Genomic DNA, 17,609 nt, shown 5'->3' on the forward strand with positions numbered 1-17,609 from the left:
AAAGGGCGCACCGGCGGTGCGCCCTTTTTCGTTCACTCCAAGAGCCGCTTCAACTTCCTGACCGCGCTGTCGGGTGTCGTCAGCACCGGTTTGCCCGTTGCGGCGGCGACCGCCGGCTCGGCCCGCGCCAGGCTGAACTGCGCCAGCGCGATCGCGTCGCAATCCGCCAGATCGCCGGCCGCGAGCGCCGCCAGCCGGTCGTGCTCGGCCCCGTCGCCTCGGTCGAGCGCGGCGAGCGCTCCGTCCGCCAGCTTCGGCCTGACCGTCAGCGAGCCCGGGAACTCCGGCGGCATCGACTGCAGCGTCGGCGCGAAGCTGGCGAGGAGGCCGATCCGGCCGCCGATGGCCATGGCTTCCTCGATCATCGCCTCGTTCGGCTTCAGCACCGGCAGCGGCGACAGTGCGCGCTGCACTGCCTCGATGCAGGGCCCGAAGGCCGAGCAGGTGAAGAGGATGCCGTCGGCGCCGGTCGCCCGCGCATAGCTGGCGAGGCTCAGGAAGCGCCCGGTCATCGCCTCGGTGATCCGCCCGTCGCGTGCGAGGTCGGCCGATAGGCTGTCGTCGAGCAGGTTCATCAGTGTGGCCTCAGGCCACAGCCGCGCGAACGCCGCCTCGATCGGAGGCGGCGAATGGCGCAGCGCGTGGATCAGTGCGATCCGCATCAGCGAATGGGGTGCGGATATTGCAGCCCGCCTTTCGAGGCGAGGTCGTTCAGCCCGCGCTTCAATTGCAGCTTGGAGCCTGCACCGACATTGCGCTCGAAGCTCTCGCCGTAATTGCCGACATGCTTGATCACGCGATAGGCCCAGTCATTGGTCAGGCCGAGGCCCTCGCCGAACTTGCCCTCGACGCCGAGCAGTCGCTTGATCTCGGGATTTCCCGATTTCAGCTGTTCGTCGACATTGGCCTTGGTCACGCCGAATTCCTCGGCGTTGAGCATGGCGTAGTGCACCCACTTCACCAGCGCGACCCAGCTCTCGTCGCCACGCTTGACCGCCGGGCCGAGCGGCTCGCGCGAGATCAGTGTCGGCAGGATCACGAAATCGTCGGGCTTGGAGAACTTCAGGCGCTCGGCGGCAAGGCCCGAGGTGTCGGTGGTGAAGGCGTCGCAGCGCCCGGCCTCCAGCGCCTTCACGCCCTCCTCGTTGGTGGCGAAGCCGATGATCTCGTATTTGAGTTTGTTGGCGCGGAAGAAGTCGGCGAGGTTGAGTTCGGTCGTCGTGCCCTGCGTCACGCAGATCGAGGCGCCTTCCAGCCCCTTCGCCTCGGTGACCCCGAGCGACTTGCGCACCATGAAGCCCTGGCCGTCGAAATAATTGATGATCGGCCAGGACATGCCGGCCGAGGTGTCGCGCGACATCGTATAGGTCGCGTTGCGGGCGAGCATGTCGACCTCGCCCGATTGCACGACGACGAAGCGCATCTGCGGCGTCGTCGGCACGAACTTGACCTTGTTCGGGTCGTTGAAGATCGCCGAGGCGACGGCGCGGCAAAGATCGATGTCGAGCCCGTCCCAGCGTCCGTCCGGGCCCTGCAGGCCAAAGCCGGGCAGGGCGATGTGGTTGCCGCAGATCAGCTCGCCGCGTGCCTTGACGCGTTCGAGCGTACCGGTCTGAGCGGCGGCCGCCCCGGCGAAGCCGAGTGTGGCGAGTCCGGCGAAAAGCAGGTGTTTCAGTTGTTTCATGGTGGTTCCCCTGTTGTGGAAATACCGGGCTCTTGTCGGCCCGGATCGTGGTTGGACCTCAGGCCGGTCGGACCGAGGCCAAGCTCGCATCGAGCGCGTCGCCCAGCCGCTCAACGATGGTGTCGACGGTCGCCGCATCGATGATGAAGGGTGGAGCGAGCAGGATATGGTCGCCGGCGGTGCCGTCGGCCGTGCCACCCATCGGATAGATCAGCAGCCCGCGCTCCTGCGCCGCCTGCTTGACCCTGGCGTTGAGCTTTAGGGCCGGATCGAAGGGCGTCTTGGTCGAGCGATCGGCGACGATCTCGACGCCCCAGAAATGGCCACGTCCGCGGATGTCGCCGACATGATGGTGGTTGCCGAAGCGCTCGCGCAGGCGCTGCTCCAGCCGCGCTCCCTGCCTGCGGACATTGGCGAGGAGGTCGTCGCGTTCGATCACCTGCTGCACCGCGAGCGCGGTGGCGCAGGCGAGGGGATGGCCGACATAGGTTTGGCTGTGCGGGAAGACGCCGGAGCCCTGCCTGACCGCCTCGACGACCCGCTTCGAGGCCAGCATCGCGCCGATCGGCGCATAGCCGCCGCCGAGCCCCTTGGCGATCGCCATCAGGTCGGGCGCGATGCCTTCCTGCTCGCAGGCATGCAGCGTGCCGGTGCGGCCCATGCCGCTCATGACTTCGTCGAGGATCAGCAGCACGCCATGGCGATCGCAGATTTCGCGGATGCGCTTGAAATAGCCGGGGGCGGCAGGCACCGCGCCGAGCGTCGCGCCGACGACCGTCTCGGCGACGAAGGCGCAGACCGTTTCCGGTCCGAGCTCCAGGATCTTCGCTTCCAGCTCATCGGCGACGCGCAAGGCATATTCTTCGCTGGTTTCGTCCGCCCGCCGGCCTCGATACTCGTAGCAGGGCGAGATGTGATGGCCCTGCATCAGCATCTCAGCGAACGGCGCGCGATCCTTCATCCGCCCACCGACCGAGAGCGCCCCCAGGGTGATGCCGTGATAGCTCTGGAGCCGCGAGATGAAATTGACGCGCTTCCGTTCGCCCCGCTCGACGAAATAGTGCCGCGCCAGCTTAAGGCAGGCCTCGATCGCCTCCGAGCCGGAACTGCAGAAATAGACCGACTCCATCCCCGCCGGTGCTCGCGCGATCAGATGGTCGGCGAGTTCTTCCGCCGCGTCGGTGGTGAAGAAGCTGGTATGGGCATAGGCGAGCTTGTCGATCTGCGCATGCATCGCCGCCAGCACGTCGGGATGGCCATGGCCGAGGCAGGAGACGGCGGCGCCGCCCGAGGCGTCGATATGCTCGCGCCCGTCGCGGTCGCGCAGCACCATGCCTTCGCCGCCGGCCGCGGTCGGGTAGGTCTTGCTCAGCATGCGGTGCAGGATGTGGCTCATCGATGGCCTCGCCTGGATGATCTCGGGTTGAGGAAGGTGCCGGCCGCGTCGAGCGCGGCCTCGTGGCGGGCGATCGCGTCGAGCGCGGCCTTGCCCTTGCGTGCCGTCATCAGCGCCGCCAGGCATTCGACCGCGGCGAAGGCTGGCGTCATCGTATGGAAGAAGGACGGCGTCTCGGTCCTGACCAGCAGCGCCACATCGGCGATGGCGGCGAGGGGAGAAAGCGCGCTGTCGGTCAGCGCCACCACCTTCGCGCCGCTCTCCCTGGCGATCTCGGCAGCCTGGACGGTCTGGCGCGTATAGGGGGCGACCGAAACGGCGAAGAGCGCATCGCCCGGGCCGATCCGGCGCAGCGCATCGATGCCGCGTCCGCCGGCGCCGTCGGCGAGGACGGAGCCCGCGCCGATCAGGTCGCGGATATAGTCGAGCATGAAGGCGGCCGGAAAAGCCGAGCGCAGGCCGAAGCAGAACACGGTCTGCGCTTCGCTCAAGAGGTCGGCCGCCTGCTCGAAGCGGGCAAGCGCCTGCGGTTCGCGCAACGCCTTCAGATGCTCTGCCAGCGCCGCGAACATGTCCTGAGCAATCGCGCCCGGGCCCTCCTCGCCATGGCGCTGCATCAATTCGCCAGCGCGGCCGGCAAAGCCTTCCGGCCGCCGCCGCAGCGCTGCCGCATGCGCGGCCCGGATCTCGTCATAGCCCTTCATGCCGAAGCGCTGCGCCAGCCGGGTGAGGGTGGCCGGGGCCAGGCCGGCGCGCTTGGCCTGCTCGCGCGTCGTCAGCAGCGCGACGTCGGCCGGATGGTCGAGCACCCAGCGCGCTGCAGCCTGCAGTTGCTGCGGCAATTGCTCGAAGCTCGCGCTGAGGCTCGCCGTCAGGCCGGGCTTGTCCATGCGCGGACCTTAGCAGGGCGACTTGGAATATGAAACAGATTATATAATTTTTACGATATGAAACACTTGTTTCTCTCGCGGGTCTGACTGCCGCGCCGTCCGGAGCTTCGCTCAGCGCCGAATCAGCAGTCCGTCGAGCATCAGGTTGAAGGCGTCGATCGCCTTGTGCGAGGTCGCTTTCGGATCGGGCGCGTTCGCGATCCACTGCGCCGCATATTGTGTTGCTCCGGCAATCAGGCGTGCGGCCGCTTCGGGGTCGATCGGGGCAATGACACCAGTCTCGGCCAGCTTGCTCAGGCTCTCGGTCATCGAGCGGATGCATTCGCTCAGGGTCGGCCAGTCCCAGGGATCGCCGAGCGCGGCGGGACCGTCGCGCAGCATGATGCGCTGGATCTCAGGATCGAGCGCCAGCTCGATATAGGCGGTGCATTCGTCGCGAAAGCCGGTCCAGGGATCGGACGCCTTCGCGGTGACCTCCCGCATATGCGCGTTCATCTCGCCATCGATCTCGGCGATCACCGCGACCAGCAGGCCCTTCTTGTCGCCGAAGTGGTGGTAGAGCGCCCCGCGCGTCAGTCCGGCCGAGGCGGTGAGATCGTCCATCGAGGTCTGCGCATAACCGACCGTGCCGAAGGCAGCGCGTGCCGCGGCGATCAGCTTGGTTCGGGTCTCGGCGATCATCTGGCTGCGCGGCTTGCGCATCGTCCATGCTCCTTTCGCATACGAAGCGTATGTGAATTGACATACGCGTCGTATGTAGTTATTCATGTCACATACGCAACGTATGTCAATTGCGCTTCCAGATTGCGCTTCGATGTGACGGAGACGTCCATGCCTAACCCCTATCGCGAGATTTTCCGGGCTCCTGGCTCGGTCGGCTTCTCGGCCGCCGGCTTCCTCGCCCGCATGCCCTTCTCGATGCTCACCATCGGTATCGTCACCATGTTGTCGCAGGCCCGCGGCGAGTACTGGCTCGCTGGGGGTGTCGCCGCGACCTTCGCGTTCTCCAACGCGTTGATCGCGCCGCAGATCTCGCGGCTGGTCGACCGTCACGGTCAGAGCAAGGTGCTGATCCCCGCCACGCTCGCGACCATCGTCGCGCTGATCGGGCTGATGCTGGCCACGCGCTTGGAGGCGCCGATCTGGGTGCTCTTCCTCTTTGCCGCTCTCGCCGGGCTGGAGCCGAGCATGATGGCGATGGTGCGTGCCCGCTGGACCGAGATTTATCGGGGCACGCCGCATTTGCGCACAGCCTTCGCCTTCGAGTCGGTCGTCGACGAGGTCATTTTCATGCTCGGTCCGGTGATCTCGATCGGCCTCAGTGTCATCTGGTTCCCGGAGGCCGGGCCGCTCGCGGCGACGATCCTGCTCGCCGTCGGCATGGCCCTGTTCGTGGCGCAACGCGCGACCGAACCGCCGGTGCACGCGCAGGGCGTCAGTGAAGGTGGCTCGGCGATCCGGCTGGTGCCGATGCAGATCATCGCGCTGCTGATGGTCGCGCTCGGCGTCGTCTTCGGCACGGCCGAGGTCACGGCGGTCGCCTTCGCCGAGGCGCAAGGCAACAAGGCGGCGGCGAGTCTCGCCCTCGCGGCCTATGCTGCCGGCTCTTTCATCACCGGCCTTGTCTTCGGTGCGCTGCGCCTGCGCCTGCCGCTCGCCACACAATTGCTGCTCTCGATCGGCCTGGCAGCGGCGACGACCTTGCCGCTGCTGTTCGTATCCTCGCTCTGGATGCTCGGCACCGTGCTCTTCATTGCCGGCGCCTCGATCTCGCCGACCGTGATCGTCGCCATGGCGCTGGTCGAGCGGCATGCTCCGGCCGCGAAGCTGACCGAGGGCATCACCTGGGTGATGACCGGCATGGGCATCGGCATGGCGGCGGGCTCGGCCGCCTCCGGCTGGCTGATCGACGCCTATGGCGCGAACACCGGCTTCTACGTCTCGGTGGCCGGCGGTTTCTCGGCTCTGGCGATCGTCGCGGTCGGATTCTGCCTGATCGCCGAGCCGCGGCGCGCAAGCGAGCCGGCGCTGGCCTGAGGCGAAAAGGAAAGCCGCGCTTGCACGGGCGCGGCTTTTCTGTCATAGGCCCCACCTTCGATCGCCCGGCTGATAAGGGCTGCCGTGGCGATCGTTCTTTGCTTCCCAAAGCAAAATTGATGCGGCGCATTGTTCGCGCTCGCGACCTATGAGGAGCTGAAATGCCCAAGATGAAGACTAAATCGGCCGCCAAGAAGCGGTTCAAGGTCACCGGAACCGGCAAGGTGCTCTACGCCCAGGCCGGCAAGCGTCACGGGATGATCAAGCGGACCAACAAGCAGCTCCGCAATCACCGTGGGACGAACGTTCTTTTCGAAGGCGATGCCGCCAACGTGAAGAAGTACTTCCTCCCCAACGGCTGACGTCCCCTAACTTTTCCGGAGATCTATCATGGCTCGCGTGAAACGGGGCGTTACGTCCCACGCCAAGCACAAGAAGACATTCAAGGCCGCCAAGGGCTTTTATGGCCGCCGCAAGAACACGATCCGCGCCGCCAAGGCGGCCGTCGATCGGTCGATGCAGTACGCCTATCGCGACCGCAAGAACAAGAAGCGCACCTTCCGCGCGCTCTGGATCCAGCGCCTGAACGCTGCGGTGCGCGAGCATGGCCTGACCTACTCGCTCTTCATCGGCGGCCTCGCCAAGGCGGGCCTCGAGCTCGACCGCAAGACCCTGTCGGCCCTCGCCATCGACGACGCTGCTGCCTTCGCCGCAGTGGTCGAGACGGTCAAGGGTGCCCTGGGCGCCGAGGCCAAGGCCGCCTGAGCGGTCTGACCTCAACGGAATACGAAAGGCCGGCGGAAACGCCGGCCTTTTTTTGTTTGTCAGTTTTGTACGCCGTCAAGAGTTTGGTCGTCCCGGACAAGCCGCAAAGCGGCGCCGATCCGGGACCCATGCCTGAACCGTTCCGGAATGGGTCCCGGGTCTGCGCTTCGCTCCGCCCGGGACGACCGGGAGAGGAAGCAGCAAGCGAGGGACTTCAGGTTTGCACCTTGCTCACCGCCTTCGGCGTCCAGCTCTCGCCGGCGCCGTCGACGATGCGCTGATAGGCCTCCTCGGGCGTATCGGCATAGCAGAACAGCTTGAGGTCCTCCGGCCGGATGAAGCCGGCCTCGGCCATCCGCTCCAGGTTGATCAGCCCCTGCCAGTAGGCGCTGTCGTAGAGCACGATCGGCACCGGCGGCATCTTGCCGGTCTGCACCAGCGTCATGATCTCGAAGAGCTCGTCGAGCGTGCCGAAGCCGCCGGGAAAGACCACCAGCGCCGCCGCCCGCATGGCGAGGTGCATCTTGCGCATCGCGAAATAATGGAAGCGGAAGGTCAGGTCCGGCGTCGACCACGCGTTCGGCTCCTGCTCGTGCGGCAGGGTGATGTTGAAGCCGATCGAGACCGCGCCGGCTTCGGTCGCGCCGCGGTTGGCCGCCTCCATGATGCCAGGCCCGCCGCCGGTTGCGATGACATGATGCTTGCCGCCATCCTTGCCGTCGAGCGCGCCGCCGCGCTCCGAGGCGATCCTGCCGAACTGCCGCGCCGCCTCGTACCAGGGATTGCCCTCGCGCACCCGTGCCGAGCCGAAGACGACGATGGTCGAGACGACGCCGCGGGCGCGCAGGGCGTCCTCGGCCTTCTGGTATTCGAGCATGAAGCGCGCCCCGCGCGTCGAGTCGCCGAGGAGAAAGTCCTGGTCGAGCGCAGCGATCCGGTAGGAGGGCGAATTCTTCTGGGCGGTATTGTCGGGCATGCTCGTCGTCTCCGTCGTCGGTACTGCATAGCTGCGCCGGACCTCTTCTGTCGCCCCTTGCGTCCAAGGTTAAGGATGATTGCGACGGGATTGTCATGAAGCCGTGGCTAGAGTGGCGACAGCGTCGAGAACTGCGTGAATGGGATGCTTTGCCAGCGTGATTGGACTGGCATCCGCTTGCCTGACCCCCTAGAAGGTGGCTCGCAAACAGGCTGAATTGGCATGAACGACATCAACACCCTTCGCGATTCCCTGATCGGGGAGATCGAGGCGGCCGGCGACGAGGCGGCGCTGGAGCAGCTGCGCATCGCGGCGCTCGGCAAGTCCGGCTCGGTCTCAGGCCTGCTGAAGACGCTCGGCACGATGACGCCGGAGGAGCGCAAGGAGCAGGGCCCGCGCATCAACGGCCTGCGCGATGTCGTCCAGCAGGCGCTCACCGCCCGCAAGGACGCGCTTGGCGAGGCGGCGCTGGAAGCGCGGCTGGCGAGCGAGCGGCTCGACATCTCGCTGCCGGTGCGCGAGGGGCCGGAGGCGCGCGGGCGCATCCACCCGATCAGCCAGGTCATCGACGAGATCACCGCAATCTTCGGCGATATGGGCTTCTCGGTCGCCGAAGGCCCGGATGTCGAGACCGACGACCTCAACTTCACCAAGCTCAATTTCCCGGTTGGCCATCCCGCGCGGGAGATGCACGACACCTTCTTCTTCGCGCCGGATGCCAATGGCGAGCGCAAGCTGCTGCGCACCCACACCTCGCCGGTCCAAGTGCGCACGATGATGTCGCAGGAGCCGCCGATCCGCGTGATCTGCCCGGGCCGGACCTACCGCATGGATTCCGACCAGACCCACACGCCGATGTTCCATCAGGTCGAAGGCCTCGTCATCGACAAGAAGACCCATTTCGGCCACATGAAATGGGTGCTGGAGGAGTTCTGCAAGGCGTTCTTCGAGGTCGAGGGCGTCAAGATGCGCTTCCGGCCGTCCTTCTTCCCGTTCACCGAGCCGTCGGCCGAGGTCGACATCCAGTGCTCGCGCAAGGATGGCGAAATCCGTTTCGGCGAAGGCGAGGACTGGCTTGAGATTCTCGGCTGCGGCATGGTCCACCCGAACGTGCTCAGGAATTGCGGGCTCGATCCTGATGTCTACCAGGGCTTCGCCTGGGGCATGGGCATCGACCGCATCGCCATGCTGAAATACGGCATGCCGGACCTGCGGCCTTTCTTCGAGGCCGATATCCGCTGGCTGTCGCATTACGGCTTCCGTCCGCTCGACCTGCCGACCCTGACCGGCGGTCTGACCTCCTAACCTCCAAGGCTGTCCGAAAGGGGAGACGCATGAGCGCGGCGCAATGGGCAGGGTTGATCGCGGCGCTGATGGTCGCCGCCAATCTGGTCTGCATTGCCATCGCCTTCGCGCGCCTGCGCCGCCGGCAATCGCCGTCGCGCCTGCAGAAGCTCGCTCCGCCGGTGACGATCGTGCGCCCGGTGCGCGGCATCGAGACTTTCAGCCGGGAGACGCTGACTTCCGGCCTCGAGCTCGATTATCCCGAGTACGAGACGATCTTCTGCGTCGCCGACGGCCACGACCCGATCGTGCCGCTGATCGAGGAGCTGATCGCGACCCATGGCGCCGATCGCGTTCGCCTGATCGTCGGCGACGTCGCGGTCAGCGCCAATCCCAAGCTCAACAACTGCGTCAAGGGCTGGGATGCCGCGCGCCACGACTGGGTGATCCTCGCCGACTCGAACGTCCTGATGCCGAAGGACTATGTCCAGCGGCTGATGGCCTCCTGGCGCGAGGATACCGGGCTCGTCTGCTCGACGCCGGCCGGCTCGCGGCCGGGCTGCTTCGGCGCCGAGGTCGAGTGCGCCTTCCTCAACACCTTCCAGGCGCGCTGGCAATATGCCGGCGAGGCGCTCGGCTTCGGCTTCGCCCAGGGCAAGTCGATGCTCTGGAACAAGCCCTTCCTCGACGCCAATGGCGGCATCGCCGCGCTCGCCGCCGAGATCGCCGAGGATGCGGCGGCGACCAAGCTGGTGCGCAAGGCCGGCAAGCATGTCCATCTCGTCGGCCAGCCCTTCGAGCAGCCGCTGGGGCCGCGCAATCTGCGTGATGTCGTGCAGCGCCAATTCCGCTGGGCGCGCTTGCGCCGCGTCACCTTCCTGCCCTTCTTCGCGCCGGAGATCCTGGTCGGGCCGCTGGTGCCGACTGTGCTCGCCGCCATCGCCGCGCCGGCCTTCGGCTTTGCCCCTTGGCTGGGCGCGCTCGCCGTGCTCGCGCTCTGGTATGCCGGCGAGATCGTGCTGGCGAAAGGCGTCGGCTGGTTCGTCAACTGGCGTACGCCGCTCGCCTTTTTGGCGCGCGACCTCGCTTTCCCCGGTATCTGGGCCTATGCCTTCGTCGCGCGCGAAGTCAGCTGGCGCGGCAATGCCATGAAGATCAAGGCCGATGGCGAGGACGAGCTGAATCAAGCCGTCCCGGCGCTGTCGGCAATCAATATGCGTAGCGACGGAAGACCATGAAGTTCACCCTCTCCTGGCTCAAAGAGCATCTCGACACCACCGACTCGCTCGACGCGATCACCGAGACGCTGACCCGTGTCGGCCTCGAGGTCGAAGGCGTCGAGGACAAGGCCAAGGCGCTCAGCGCCTTCACCATCGCCTATGTCATCGAGGCCAAGCAGCACCCGAACGCCGACCGCCTGCGCGTCTGCATGGTCGACACCGGCTCGGGCGAGCCGGTCCAGGTCGTCTGCGGCGCGCCCAACGCCCGTACCGGCATGAAGAGCGTCTTCTCGCCGCCGGGCACCTACATCCCGGGCAAGGACATCACGCTCGGAAAGGGCGTGATCCGCGGCGTCGAGTCGAACGGCATGCTCTGCTCGGCTGCCGAACTGCAGATCTCCGAGGATCATGACGGCATCATCGACCTGCCGGAGGATGCCCCGCTCGGCCAGCCCTACGCGACCTATGCCGGCCTCGACGATGCGGTGATCGAGATCGCGGTGACGCCGAACCGGGCCGATGCGCTCGGTGTCGCTGGCATCGCCCGCGACCTCGCCGCTGCCGGCCTCGGCACGATCAAGACGCCGCCGGTCCAGCCGGTGCGCGGCGCCTTCCCGTGCCCGGTCGCGCTCAAGCTCGATTTCGCCGAGGAAGACCGCAATCTCTGCCAGGTCTTTGCGCTCAGGCTGGTGCGCGGCGTCAAGAACGGCCCGTCGCCGGAATGGCTGCAGGCAAGGCTGCGCGCCATCGGCCTGCGCCCCATCAATGCGCTGGTCGACATCACCAACTTCATGACCTTCGACCGCAACCGGCCGCTGCACGTCTTCGACGCAGCCAAGGTCAAGGGCGATCTCGTCGTGCGCCGCGCCAGGGACGGCGAGGAGGTGCTGGCGCTCGACGGGCGGACCTATGCGCTGACCTCGGAGATGGTCGCGATCTGCGATGACAACGGCGTCGAATCGATCGCTGGCGTGATGGGCGGCGAGCATTCCGGCTGCGACGAGAGCACCACCGATGTGCTGATCGAGAGCGCGGTCTGGAACACGCTCAACATCGCCCGCACCGGCCGAGCGCTCGGCATCAGCTCCGATGCGCGCTATCGCAACGAGCGCGGCATCGATCCGGACTTCACCCGCCCCGGCCTCGACATGGCGACGCAGATGGTCATGTCGCTCTGCGGCGGTGAGCCTTCCGAGGTCGTCTTCGCCGGCGAATTGCCCGAGAGCCCGCGCGCCATCGACTTCCCCTGGTCCGAGGTCAAGCGTCTGACCGGGCTCGACCTGCCTCAGGTCGAGATGAAGCTGGCGCTGACCTCGCTCGGTTTCCACGTCTCGGGTGCCGGCGATCGCGTCAAGGTCGCGCCGCCGTCCTGGCGCGCCGATGTCGAGGGCAAGGCCGATCTGGTCGAGGAGATCCTGCGCATCGCCGGCATCGACCGCGTCGCCCCGGCGCCGCTGCCGCGCATCAAGGGCGAGGTGATCAAGCCGGTACTGACCGTGCTGCAGAAGCGCACGCGCGCGGCCAAGCGCCTGCTCGCCAGCCGCGGCCTGGTCGAGGCGGTGACCTGGTCCTTCATCTCGCACAGCGCCGCCAAGCTCTTCGGCGGCGGCTCGCGCAAGCTCGTGTTGGCCAACCCGATCGCAGCCGATCTCTCCGACATGCGGCCGTCCTTGCTGCCGGGGCTGATCCGTTCGGCGCAGGCCAATGCCGATCGCGGCTTCGGCGATGTCGCGCTGTTCGAAGTCGGCCAGGTCTTCCAGAGCGATGAGCCGGAAGGACAGCTCATCGCCGCCGCCGGCCTGCGCCGTGGGACCGCGAAGCTGGAGGGCGCCGGCCGCCATTGGGACGGCGCTGCCAAGACCGTCGACGCCTTCGATGCCAAGGCCGATGTGCTCGGCCTGCTCTCCGGGCTCGGCGTGCCGGTCGGCGGCCTGCAGATCGTCGCCGGTGGCCCGGCCTGGGCCCATCCTGGGCGTTCAGCCACGCTGCAGTTCGGTCCCAAGGGCGTGATCGGCGCCTTCGGTGAGGTCCATCCGCGTGTACTTAAGGCGCTCGACGTCAAGGGCCCCCTGGTCGCCTTCGAGATCCACCTCGATGCATTGCCGCTGCCGAAGTTCAAGCCGACCAAGGTCAAGCCGAAGCTGGCGCTCTCCGACTTCCAGCCGGTGACGCGCGATTTCGCCTTCATCGTCGACAAGGCGGTGGCGGCCGGCGAGATGGCCAAGAGCGCCCAGAACGCCGACCGGGCGCTGGTCTCCGACGTCGGGGTCTTCGATCTCTACGAGGGCACGGGCGTCGAGCCGGGCAAGAAGTCGGTCGCGCTGGCGGTGACCTTGCAGCCGACGCAGAAGACGCTGACCGACACCGAGATCGAGGCCGTCGCGGCCAAGATCGTCGCCGAGATGGCCAAGCGCTACGGCGCGGTGCTGCGCGGGTAAGGCTCAGGTTGGCACGGCCATTAGCGGCCGCCAGACTGCATCCTCCGGGCGTTCGTCCGATGGTCCCCAACTGTAGTGACCATCGGCCCGGTAGGTGAAAACATCGCCGGAGCTGCGATAGACGAACCACTGCTCGTCTTCGCCGTCGTCATATGGCGACGTTTCCAGCGATCCGCCGAGATCGAATGTGAAGGTCGACCTGCCTATAAGCGGTTCGACTTTCACTGCCAGAAGGCGCTGGCCATCCAGCTCTGCAGCCGCGGTTGCGATGTCGGTGCTGGCAGAATCGGAATGCGCGATCTCCACGCCATTGGCGGCGCATCGCCAATTGCAGCAATAGATCCAGAGATGCCACTCGCCGCGCGGTACGACCCTTCGCCGAGCTAGAGACGCCCTGATATGGGCACTTGCGCCTGCGCTCGCTTCGATCGGCTCTCTAACTTGGAGCGACGGCTTTCCGAACTCGAAGGTCAGCATCGCGCCTTGCCCGTTTTGAACACCCCATGCGGGTAGTCCAATAAGCGGTGCGAACAGGTGCTTGACCGGATCGCTCCCGCCCCATCCACTGGAAGATGTGGCCATTCGCTGCGGCTCCGTCCCAAATGTCTCCAGTCGCCGTTATTGACCAGAATTATGAAATAATCGACGCAAGAAATCGTTTGAAAATCCGGGTATCGGCTCTGATTGTTGCAATCCGAGAGGCCTGATGTCGCTGACCGAGCTCCCTGTCGCGGACGATCTGTTTCCCGGCTTCCGGTTGCTCGACGTCGCGACGACCGGTGCGCGCGTTCGCGTTCGCACCGGCGGGGAGGGGCCGCCGCTGCTCCTGCTCCACGGCTACCCGCAGACGCACATCATGTGGCGGCGGGTCGCTCCGCAACTGGCTGAGCGTTTCACCCTGATCTGCCCGGACCTGCGCGGCTACGGCGATTCCGAAAAGCCGCCGAGCGCGGCCGATCACGCACCTTACTCCAAGCGCGCGATGGCGCAGGATATGGCCGAGGTCATGAGCGCGCTCGGGCATGGGCGCTTCCTCGTCGGTTCGCATGATCGCGGCGCCCGTGTCGGGCACCGGCTGGCGCTCGATCATAGCGAGCGGGTGCTGAAGCTGGCGACGCTCGACATCGCGCCGACGCGCGAGATGTATCGCGACACCACCGATGCCTTCGCTCGCGCCTATTGGCACTGGTTCTTCCTGATCCAATCGGCGCCGATGCCGGAGCGCATGATCGAGGCCGATCCGGAGTTCTACTGGACGAGCCGGCGCGCCTCCGACATGAAGCTGTTCGAGCCGGCGGCGCTCAATGAGTATCTCCGCTGCTTTCGCGATCCCGCGATGATCCATGCCAGCTGCGAAGATTATCGCGCGGCGGCGACGATCGACATCGCCCATGACGATGCCGATGGCGGCAGAAGGGTCGCGTGCCCGCTGCTGGCGCTGTGGGGCGAGCGCGGCGCTGTGGGAAAATGCTTCGATGTGCTGGCGCTCTGGCGTGAGCGCGCGGAAAACGTCCAAGGCCGAGCCCTGCCGGGCGGGCATTATCTGGCGGAGGAGATCCCCGATCTCGTCGTCGCCGAATTCTCGGCCTTCTTCGGAGAACACACATGAGCCGCACCAATCGCGTCTACCGCATCGCCGCCATCGCCGGCGACGGCATCGGCAAGGAGGTCATGCCCGAGGGCCTGCGCGTGCTCGAGGCGGCCGCGAAGAAATACGGCTTCGAGCTGCGGTTCGACGAGTTCGATTTCTCCTCCTGCGACTACTACGCCAGGCACGGCAAGATGCTGCCGGACGACTGGAAGGAGAAGATCGGCGGCCACGATGCGATCTTCTTCGGCGCCGTCGGCATGCCCGCCCAGGTGCCGGACCATATCTCGCTCTGGGGCTCGCTGTTGCTGTTCCGGCGCGAGTTCGACCAGTACGTCAATCTGCGTCCCGTGCGGCTGATGCCGGGCGTGCCCGGGCCGCTGGTCGGCCGCCAGCCCGGCGATATCGACTTCTTCGTCGTGCGCGAGAACACCGAGGGCGAGTACTCCTCGGTCGGCGGGCGCATGTATGCCGGCACCGAGCGCGAGATCGTCATCCAGGAGACGGTGATGAGCCGCGTCGGCGTCGATCGCGTGCTCAAATACGCCTTCGAGCTTGCGCAGCGCCGGCCGCGCAAGAAGCTGACCTCGGCGACCAAGTCGAACGGCATCTCGATCACCATGCCGTATTGGGACGAGCGGGTGAAGGAGATGGCCAAGAGCTATCCCGACGTCACGGTCGACCAGTACCATATCGACATCCTGACCGCGCATTTCGTGCTCAATCCCGACCGCTTCGACGTGGTTGTCGCCTCGAACCTGTTCGGCGACATCCTCTCCGATCTCGGCCCGGCCTGCACCGGCACGATCGGCATCGCGCCGTCGGGGAACATCAACCCGACCGGCGAATTCCCATCCCTGTTCGAGCCTGTGCACGGTTCGGCGCCGGACATTGCCGGGCAGGGCATCGCCAATCCCGTCGGTCAGATCTGGTCGGGGGCGATGATGCTCGACCATCTCGGCGAGCACGAGGCGGCTAAGGGGATCGAGGCGGCGATCGAGCGGGCGCTCGGCGACGCGCGCACCCGCACGCGCGATCTCGGTGGCAGCCTGAATACCGAGGCCGCCGGCAAGGCGATCGAGCAGGCGCTGGGTTGACGACAAGGCCGGCGCTGACCACAAGCAGTGGTCGGCGCCGAAAAAGACGTAAGACTTAAGGGGGAGGCAAGGTGCCCGATCTGACGTTTTCGCTGCTCGACCCGGCGCTCTGGGGCAAGCTCTTCGAGATCATCGCGCTCAACATCGTGCTGTCGGGCGACAATGCGGTGGTGATCGCGCTCGCCTGCCGGGCTCTGGCTCCCGAGCAGCGCGCCAAGGGCATCGCTCTCGGCGCAGGCGTCGCGGTGCTGCTGCGCGTCGTCTTCACGGTGCTGATCGCCTCCCTCCTCAACATGCCGTTCCTGCACATCGTCGGCGCGCTCCTGCTCGTCTGGATCGCGGTCAAGCTGATCATCGAGGATGGCGAGGGCGACGAGAACGCGGTCGCCGCCAGCAGCAAGCTCTGGAAGGCGGTGCAGACCGTCGCCATCGCCGACATCGTCATGAGCCTCGACAACGTGCTCGCCATCGCCGCGGTCGCCAAGGATTCGATCCCTCTGCTGGTTGGCGGCCTGATCATCTCGATCCCGCTGATCGTGCTCGGCGCCTCGCTGATCACCTCGCTGCTGACGCGCTTCCCGGTGCTGGTCTGGGCTGGCGCCGGCCTGCTCGGCTGGGTCGCTGGCGAGATGTTCGAGAGCGACCCGTGGCTGATCGGCAAGCTCGGCGAGACGCTGTCTCACCAGCTCGAATACCCCGCCGCGATCCTTGGCGCCGTCCTGGTGCTCGGGCTCGGCTACTTCCTCAAGCATCGCCGGCCAGATCCGGCACACTAAAAACAAGGGGCCGACCGACCTATGGACTTCTCATCTTCCGCATTCTGGACGTCGCTGCTCCAGATCATCTGGATCGACCTCCTGCTTTCCGGCGACAACGCGGTCGTCATCGCCCTCGCGGTGCGCTCGCTGCCGGAGAAGCAGCGCAAGGTCGGCATCCTGCTCGGCGCTGGCGCTGCCGTCGGCCTGCGCATCATCTTCGCGGTGGTCGTCACCTACCTGCTCGCCGTTCCCTTCCTGAAGGTGGTCGGCGCGCTCCTGCTGTTCTGGATCGCGATCAAGCTCGCCAAGGGCGAGGAAGAGGCGCATGGCGACATCGAGGCCTCCGACAACCTGTGGAAGGCGGTGCGCACCATTGCGATCGCCGATGCGGTGATGAGCCTCGACAACGTCCTCGCCATCGCCGCCGCGGCGCGGGGGCATTTCGAACTCTTCATCTTCGGCCTGCTGCTGACCATCCCGCTGATCGTCTACGGTGCCCGTTTGCTCTCGACGGTTCTCGAACGCTTCCCGATTCTGATCTGGCTCGGCGCGGCGCTGCTCGGCTGGATCGCCGGCGAGATGCTGCTTGGTGACCTGGCGGTGCTGCAATGGCTGCAGGCGAACATGCCGAACTGGGTCGTGAGCGTGCCGGTCTCCGACACCAACCCGATCGGTCTCCTGCCCGCCAAGGTGCCGTTCTATACGGCAGCGACGCTCGGCGCACTGATCGTCGTCGTCGCCGGCTACCTCCTGAAGAAGAAGCCGGTCGATCAGCCTGGCTGAAAAATCAGGCTTGATCGAGAACGATGAACGCGGCGGCCATGGTCTCATGGCCGCCGTTTTTCGTGAGCCGGATGACGCCAGCGGCTCGGCGGCCATTCTTCTCGTCGGTGACGGTGAAACGCTCTGCGCCGTCGAGTTGCACCGAAAAGCTCTCGGGCGCACGGGAGAAGCCGGTGCCGAGCGCCTTCACATAGGCTTCCTTCGCACTCCAGAGCCGAGCGAATGCCTCGGGTCGCGTGGCTACGGCCAGGTTCTCCAGCTGGCGCCGCTCATCGGGATGCAGCACGGCGAGCGGTGGCTCGCTGCCGGTGGCGAACCGCTCGACATCGATGCCGACGGGGCGATCCGCGATTGCGACCGCGACGAGGCCCGAGCGCGTCGCGAGCGACAAATGCAGATCGGAGCCGCAAGGGCGAAGGATCAGCGGCCGTCCCGCCGGCTCATGCCCGATCTCGACAGCATCTTCGGCTAGAGCGAACTGGCGGGCCAGCAGCTTGCGCGCCAGCGAACGTCGCAGCTTCGAGCGCTCCGGCAGGCTCGCGGGCTGCGCGTCGGTCGCGATCAGCCAGGCGGCCGGCAGGGCGGGGGCGGTCTCGTCGACGGAGGAGAGCCAGAGCATGTCGCGGTTCTAGTGCAGCAGGCCCTTCTGCGGAAGGAGAGGGCCCGGCCCGCCCTGCGCCAGGCTCATGCAGG

Annotated in this window: 18 protein-coding genes; 10 read left to right on the forward strand and 8 right to left on the reverse strand. The window is 66.5% G+C overall.

The annotated features are described in order from the left end of the window. Window positions 1-32 precede the first annotated feature (32 nt). From ACQKLX_RS14515 to ACQKLX_RS14535, 5 genes are all read right to left on the reverse strand, one after another. Window positions 33-662: an aspartate/glutamate racemase family protein gene (locus ACQKLX_RS14515; RefSeq protein ID WP_427362269.1), complete on the reverse strand. Its 630-nt coding sequence runs from the start codon at window positions 660-662 to the stop codon at window positions 33-35. Further along, window positions 662-1,684: an amino acid ABC transporter substrate-binding protein gene (locus ACQKLX_RS14520; RefSeq protein WP_427362270.1), complete on the reverse strand. Its 1,023-nt coding sequence runs from the start codon at window positions 1,682-1,684 to the stop codon at window positions 662-664. Before ACQKLX_RS14520 ends, ACQKLX_RS14515 begins: the two co-directional genes overlap by 1 nt. A gap of 58 nt (window positions 1,685-1,742) precedes the next feature. Then, complete coding sequence (locus ACQKLX_RS14525) at window positions 1,743-3,080, reverse strand: aspartate aminotransferase family protein (protein ID WP_427362271.1); 1,338 nt, start codon at window positions 3,078-3,080, stop codon at window positions 1,743-1,745. Beyond that, window positions 3,077-3,970 carry a MurR/RpiR family transcriptional regulator gene (locus tag ACQKLX_RS14530; RefSeq protein WP_427362272.1) on the reverse strand — a complete coding sequence of 298 codons (894 nt, stop codon included), beginning with the start codon at window positions 3,968-3,970 and terminating at the stop codon, window positions 3,077-3,079. Before ACQKLX_RS14530 ends, ACQKLX_RS14525 begins: the two co-directional genes overlap by 4 nt. A 111-nt stretch (window positions 3,971-4,081) precedes the next feature. Next, window positions 4,082-4,672 carry a TetR/AcrR family transcriptional regulator gene (locus ACQKLX_RS14535; protein WP_427362273.1) on the reverse strand — a complete coding sequence of 197 codons (591 nt, stop codon included), beginning with the start codon at window positions 4,670-4,672 and terminating at the stop codon, window positions 4,082-4,084. A 129-nt stretch (window positions 4,673-4,801) separates the two neighbouring features. Here ACQKLX_RS14535 and ACQKLX_RS14540 point away from each other — a divergent pair, with 129 nt between their 5' ends. The 3 genes from ACQKLX_RS14540 (at window position 4,802) to rplT (ending at window position 6,772) form a co-directional block, all read left to right on the forward strand. Next, entirely contained in the window at window positions 4,802-6,007 is a 1,206-nt protein-coding gene (locus tag ACQKLX_RS14540) for an MFS transporter (RefSeq protein ID WP_427362274.1), read from the forward strand. A gap of 161 nt (window positions 6,008-6,168) precedes the next feature. Next, window positions 6,169-6,369 carry a 50S ribosomal protein L35 gene (rpmI, locus tag ACQKLX_RS14545; protein ID WP_091831700.1) on the forward strand — a complete coding sequence of 67 codons (201 nt, stop codon included), beginning with the start codon at window positions 6,169-6,171 and terminating at the stop codon, window positions 6,367-6,369. A gap of 28 nt (window positions 6,370-6,397) precedes the next feature. Continuing rightward, window positions 6,398-6,772 (forward strand): 50S ribosomal protein L20, encoded by a 375-nt coding sequence (rplT, locus tag ACQKLX_RS14550; RefSeq protein WP_057187775.1) that lies wholly within the window; start codon window positions 6,398-6,400, stop codon window positions 6,770-6,772. Window positions 6,773-6,986: 214 nt separating this feature from the next. Here the strand turns inward: rplT and ACQKLX_RS14555 are convergent, their stop codons facing one another. Then, complete coding sequence (locus ACQKLX_RS14555) at window positions 6,987-7,748, reverse strand: LOG family protein (protein WP_427362275.1); 762 nt, start codon at window positions 7,746-7,748, stop codon at window positions 6,987-6,989. Window positions 7,749-7,970: 222 nt separating this feature from the next. Here ACQKLX_RS14555 and pheS point away from each other — a divergent pair, with 222 nt between their 5' ends. Genes pheS through pheT form a run of 3 tightly spaced genes read left to right on the forward strand, consistent with a single transcriptional unit; the run spans window position 7,971 to window position 12,690 of the window. Continuing rightward, window positions 7,971-9,053: a phenylalanine--tRNA ligase subunit alpha gene (gene pheS / locus ACQKLX_RS14560; protein WP_427362276.1), complete on the forward strand. Its 1,083-nt coding sequence runs from the start codon at window positions 7,971-7,973 to the stop codon at window positions 9,051-9,053. 29 nt (window positions 9,054-9,082) lie between these two features. Beyond that, window positions 9,083-10,270, forward strand: a complete 1,188-nt coding sequence (locus ACQKLX_RS14565) for a glycosyltransferase (RefSeq protein WP_427362277.1) — start codon at window positions 9,083-9,085, stop codon at window positions 10,268-10,270. Then, the gene (gene pheT, locus ACQKLX_RS14570; protein ID WP_427362278.1) at window positions 10,267-12,690 is read left to right on the forward strand and encodes a phenylalanine--tRNA ligase subunit beta; all 2,424 of its coding nucleotides are present in this window, start codon (window positions 10,267-10,269) and stop codon (window positions 12,688-12,690) included. The genes ACQKLX_RS14565 and pheT overlap by 4 nt, the downstream gene beginning before the upstream one ends. 3 nt (window positions 12,691-12,693) lie before the next feature. Here pheT and ACQKLX_RS14575 read toward each other — a convergent pair whose 3' ends face one another. Continuing rightward, window positions 12,694-13,272, reverse strand: a complete 579-nt coding sequence (locus ACQKLX_RS14575) for a hypothetical protein (RefSeq protein ID WP_427362279.1) — start codon at window positions 13,270-13,272, stop codon at window positions 12,694-12,696. Between the two features lie 124 nt (window positions 13,273-13,396). Between ACQKLX_RS14575 and ACQKLX_RS14580 the strand changes: the two genes are divergently transcribed. From ACQKLX_RS14580 to ACQKLX_RS14595, 4 genes are all read left to right on the forward strand, one after another. Continuing rightward, window positions 13,397-14,299, forward strand: coding sequence for an alpha/beta fold hydrolase (locus ACQKLX_RS14580; RefSeq protein ID WP_427362280.1), 903 nt, complete (start codon window positions 13,397-13,399; stop codon window positions 14,297-14,299). Then, window positions 14,296-15,375 carry a tartrate dehydrogenase gene (locus ACQKLX_RS14585; RefSeq protein WP_427362281.1) on the forward strand — a complete coding sequence of 360 codons (1,080 nt, stop codon included), beginning with the start codon at window positions 14,296-14,298 and terminating at the stop codon, window positions 15,373-15,375. Before ACQKLX_RS14580 ends, ACQKLX_RS14585 begins: the two co-directional genes overlap by 4 nt. A 71-nt stretch (window positions 15,376-15,446) precedes the next feature. Further along, window positions 15,447-16,151 carry a TerC family protein gene (locus tag ACQKLX_RS14590; protein ID WP_427362282.1) on the forward strand — a complete coding sequence of 235 codons (705 nt, stop codon included), beginning with the start codon at window positions 15,447-15,449 and terminating at the stop codon, window positions 16,149-16,151. A gap of 21 nt (window positions 16,152-16,172) precedes the next feature. Continuing rightward, window positions 16,173-16,916 carry a TerC family protein gene (locus ACQKLX_RS14595; protein ID WP_427362283.1) on the forward strand — a complete coding sequence of 248 codons (744 nt, stop codon included), beginning with the start codon at window positions 16,173-16,175 and terminating at the stop codon, window positions 16,914-16,916. Between the two features lie 4 nt (window positions 16,917-16,920). Here the strand turns inward: ACQKLX_RS14595 and ACQKLX_RS14600 are convergent, their stop codons facing one another. Then, window positions 16,921-17,535, reverse strand: a complete 615-nt coding sequence (locus ACQKLX_RS14600) for a 4'-phosphopantetheinyl transferase family protein (RefSeq protein WP_427362284.1) — start codon at window positions 17,533-17,535, stop codon at window positions 16,921-16,923. Between the last annotated feature and the right edge of the window lie 74 nt (window positions 17,536-17,609).

The sequence above is a fragment of the Allobosea sp. NPDC003192 genome (assembly GCF_050275675.1).
Lineage (GTDB): Bacteria > Pseudomonadota > Alphaproteobacteria > Rhizobiales > Beijerinckiaceae > Allobosea.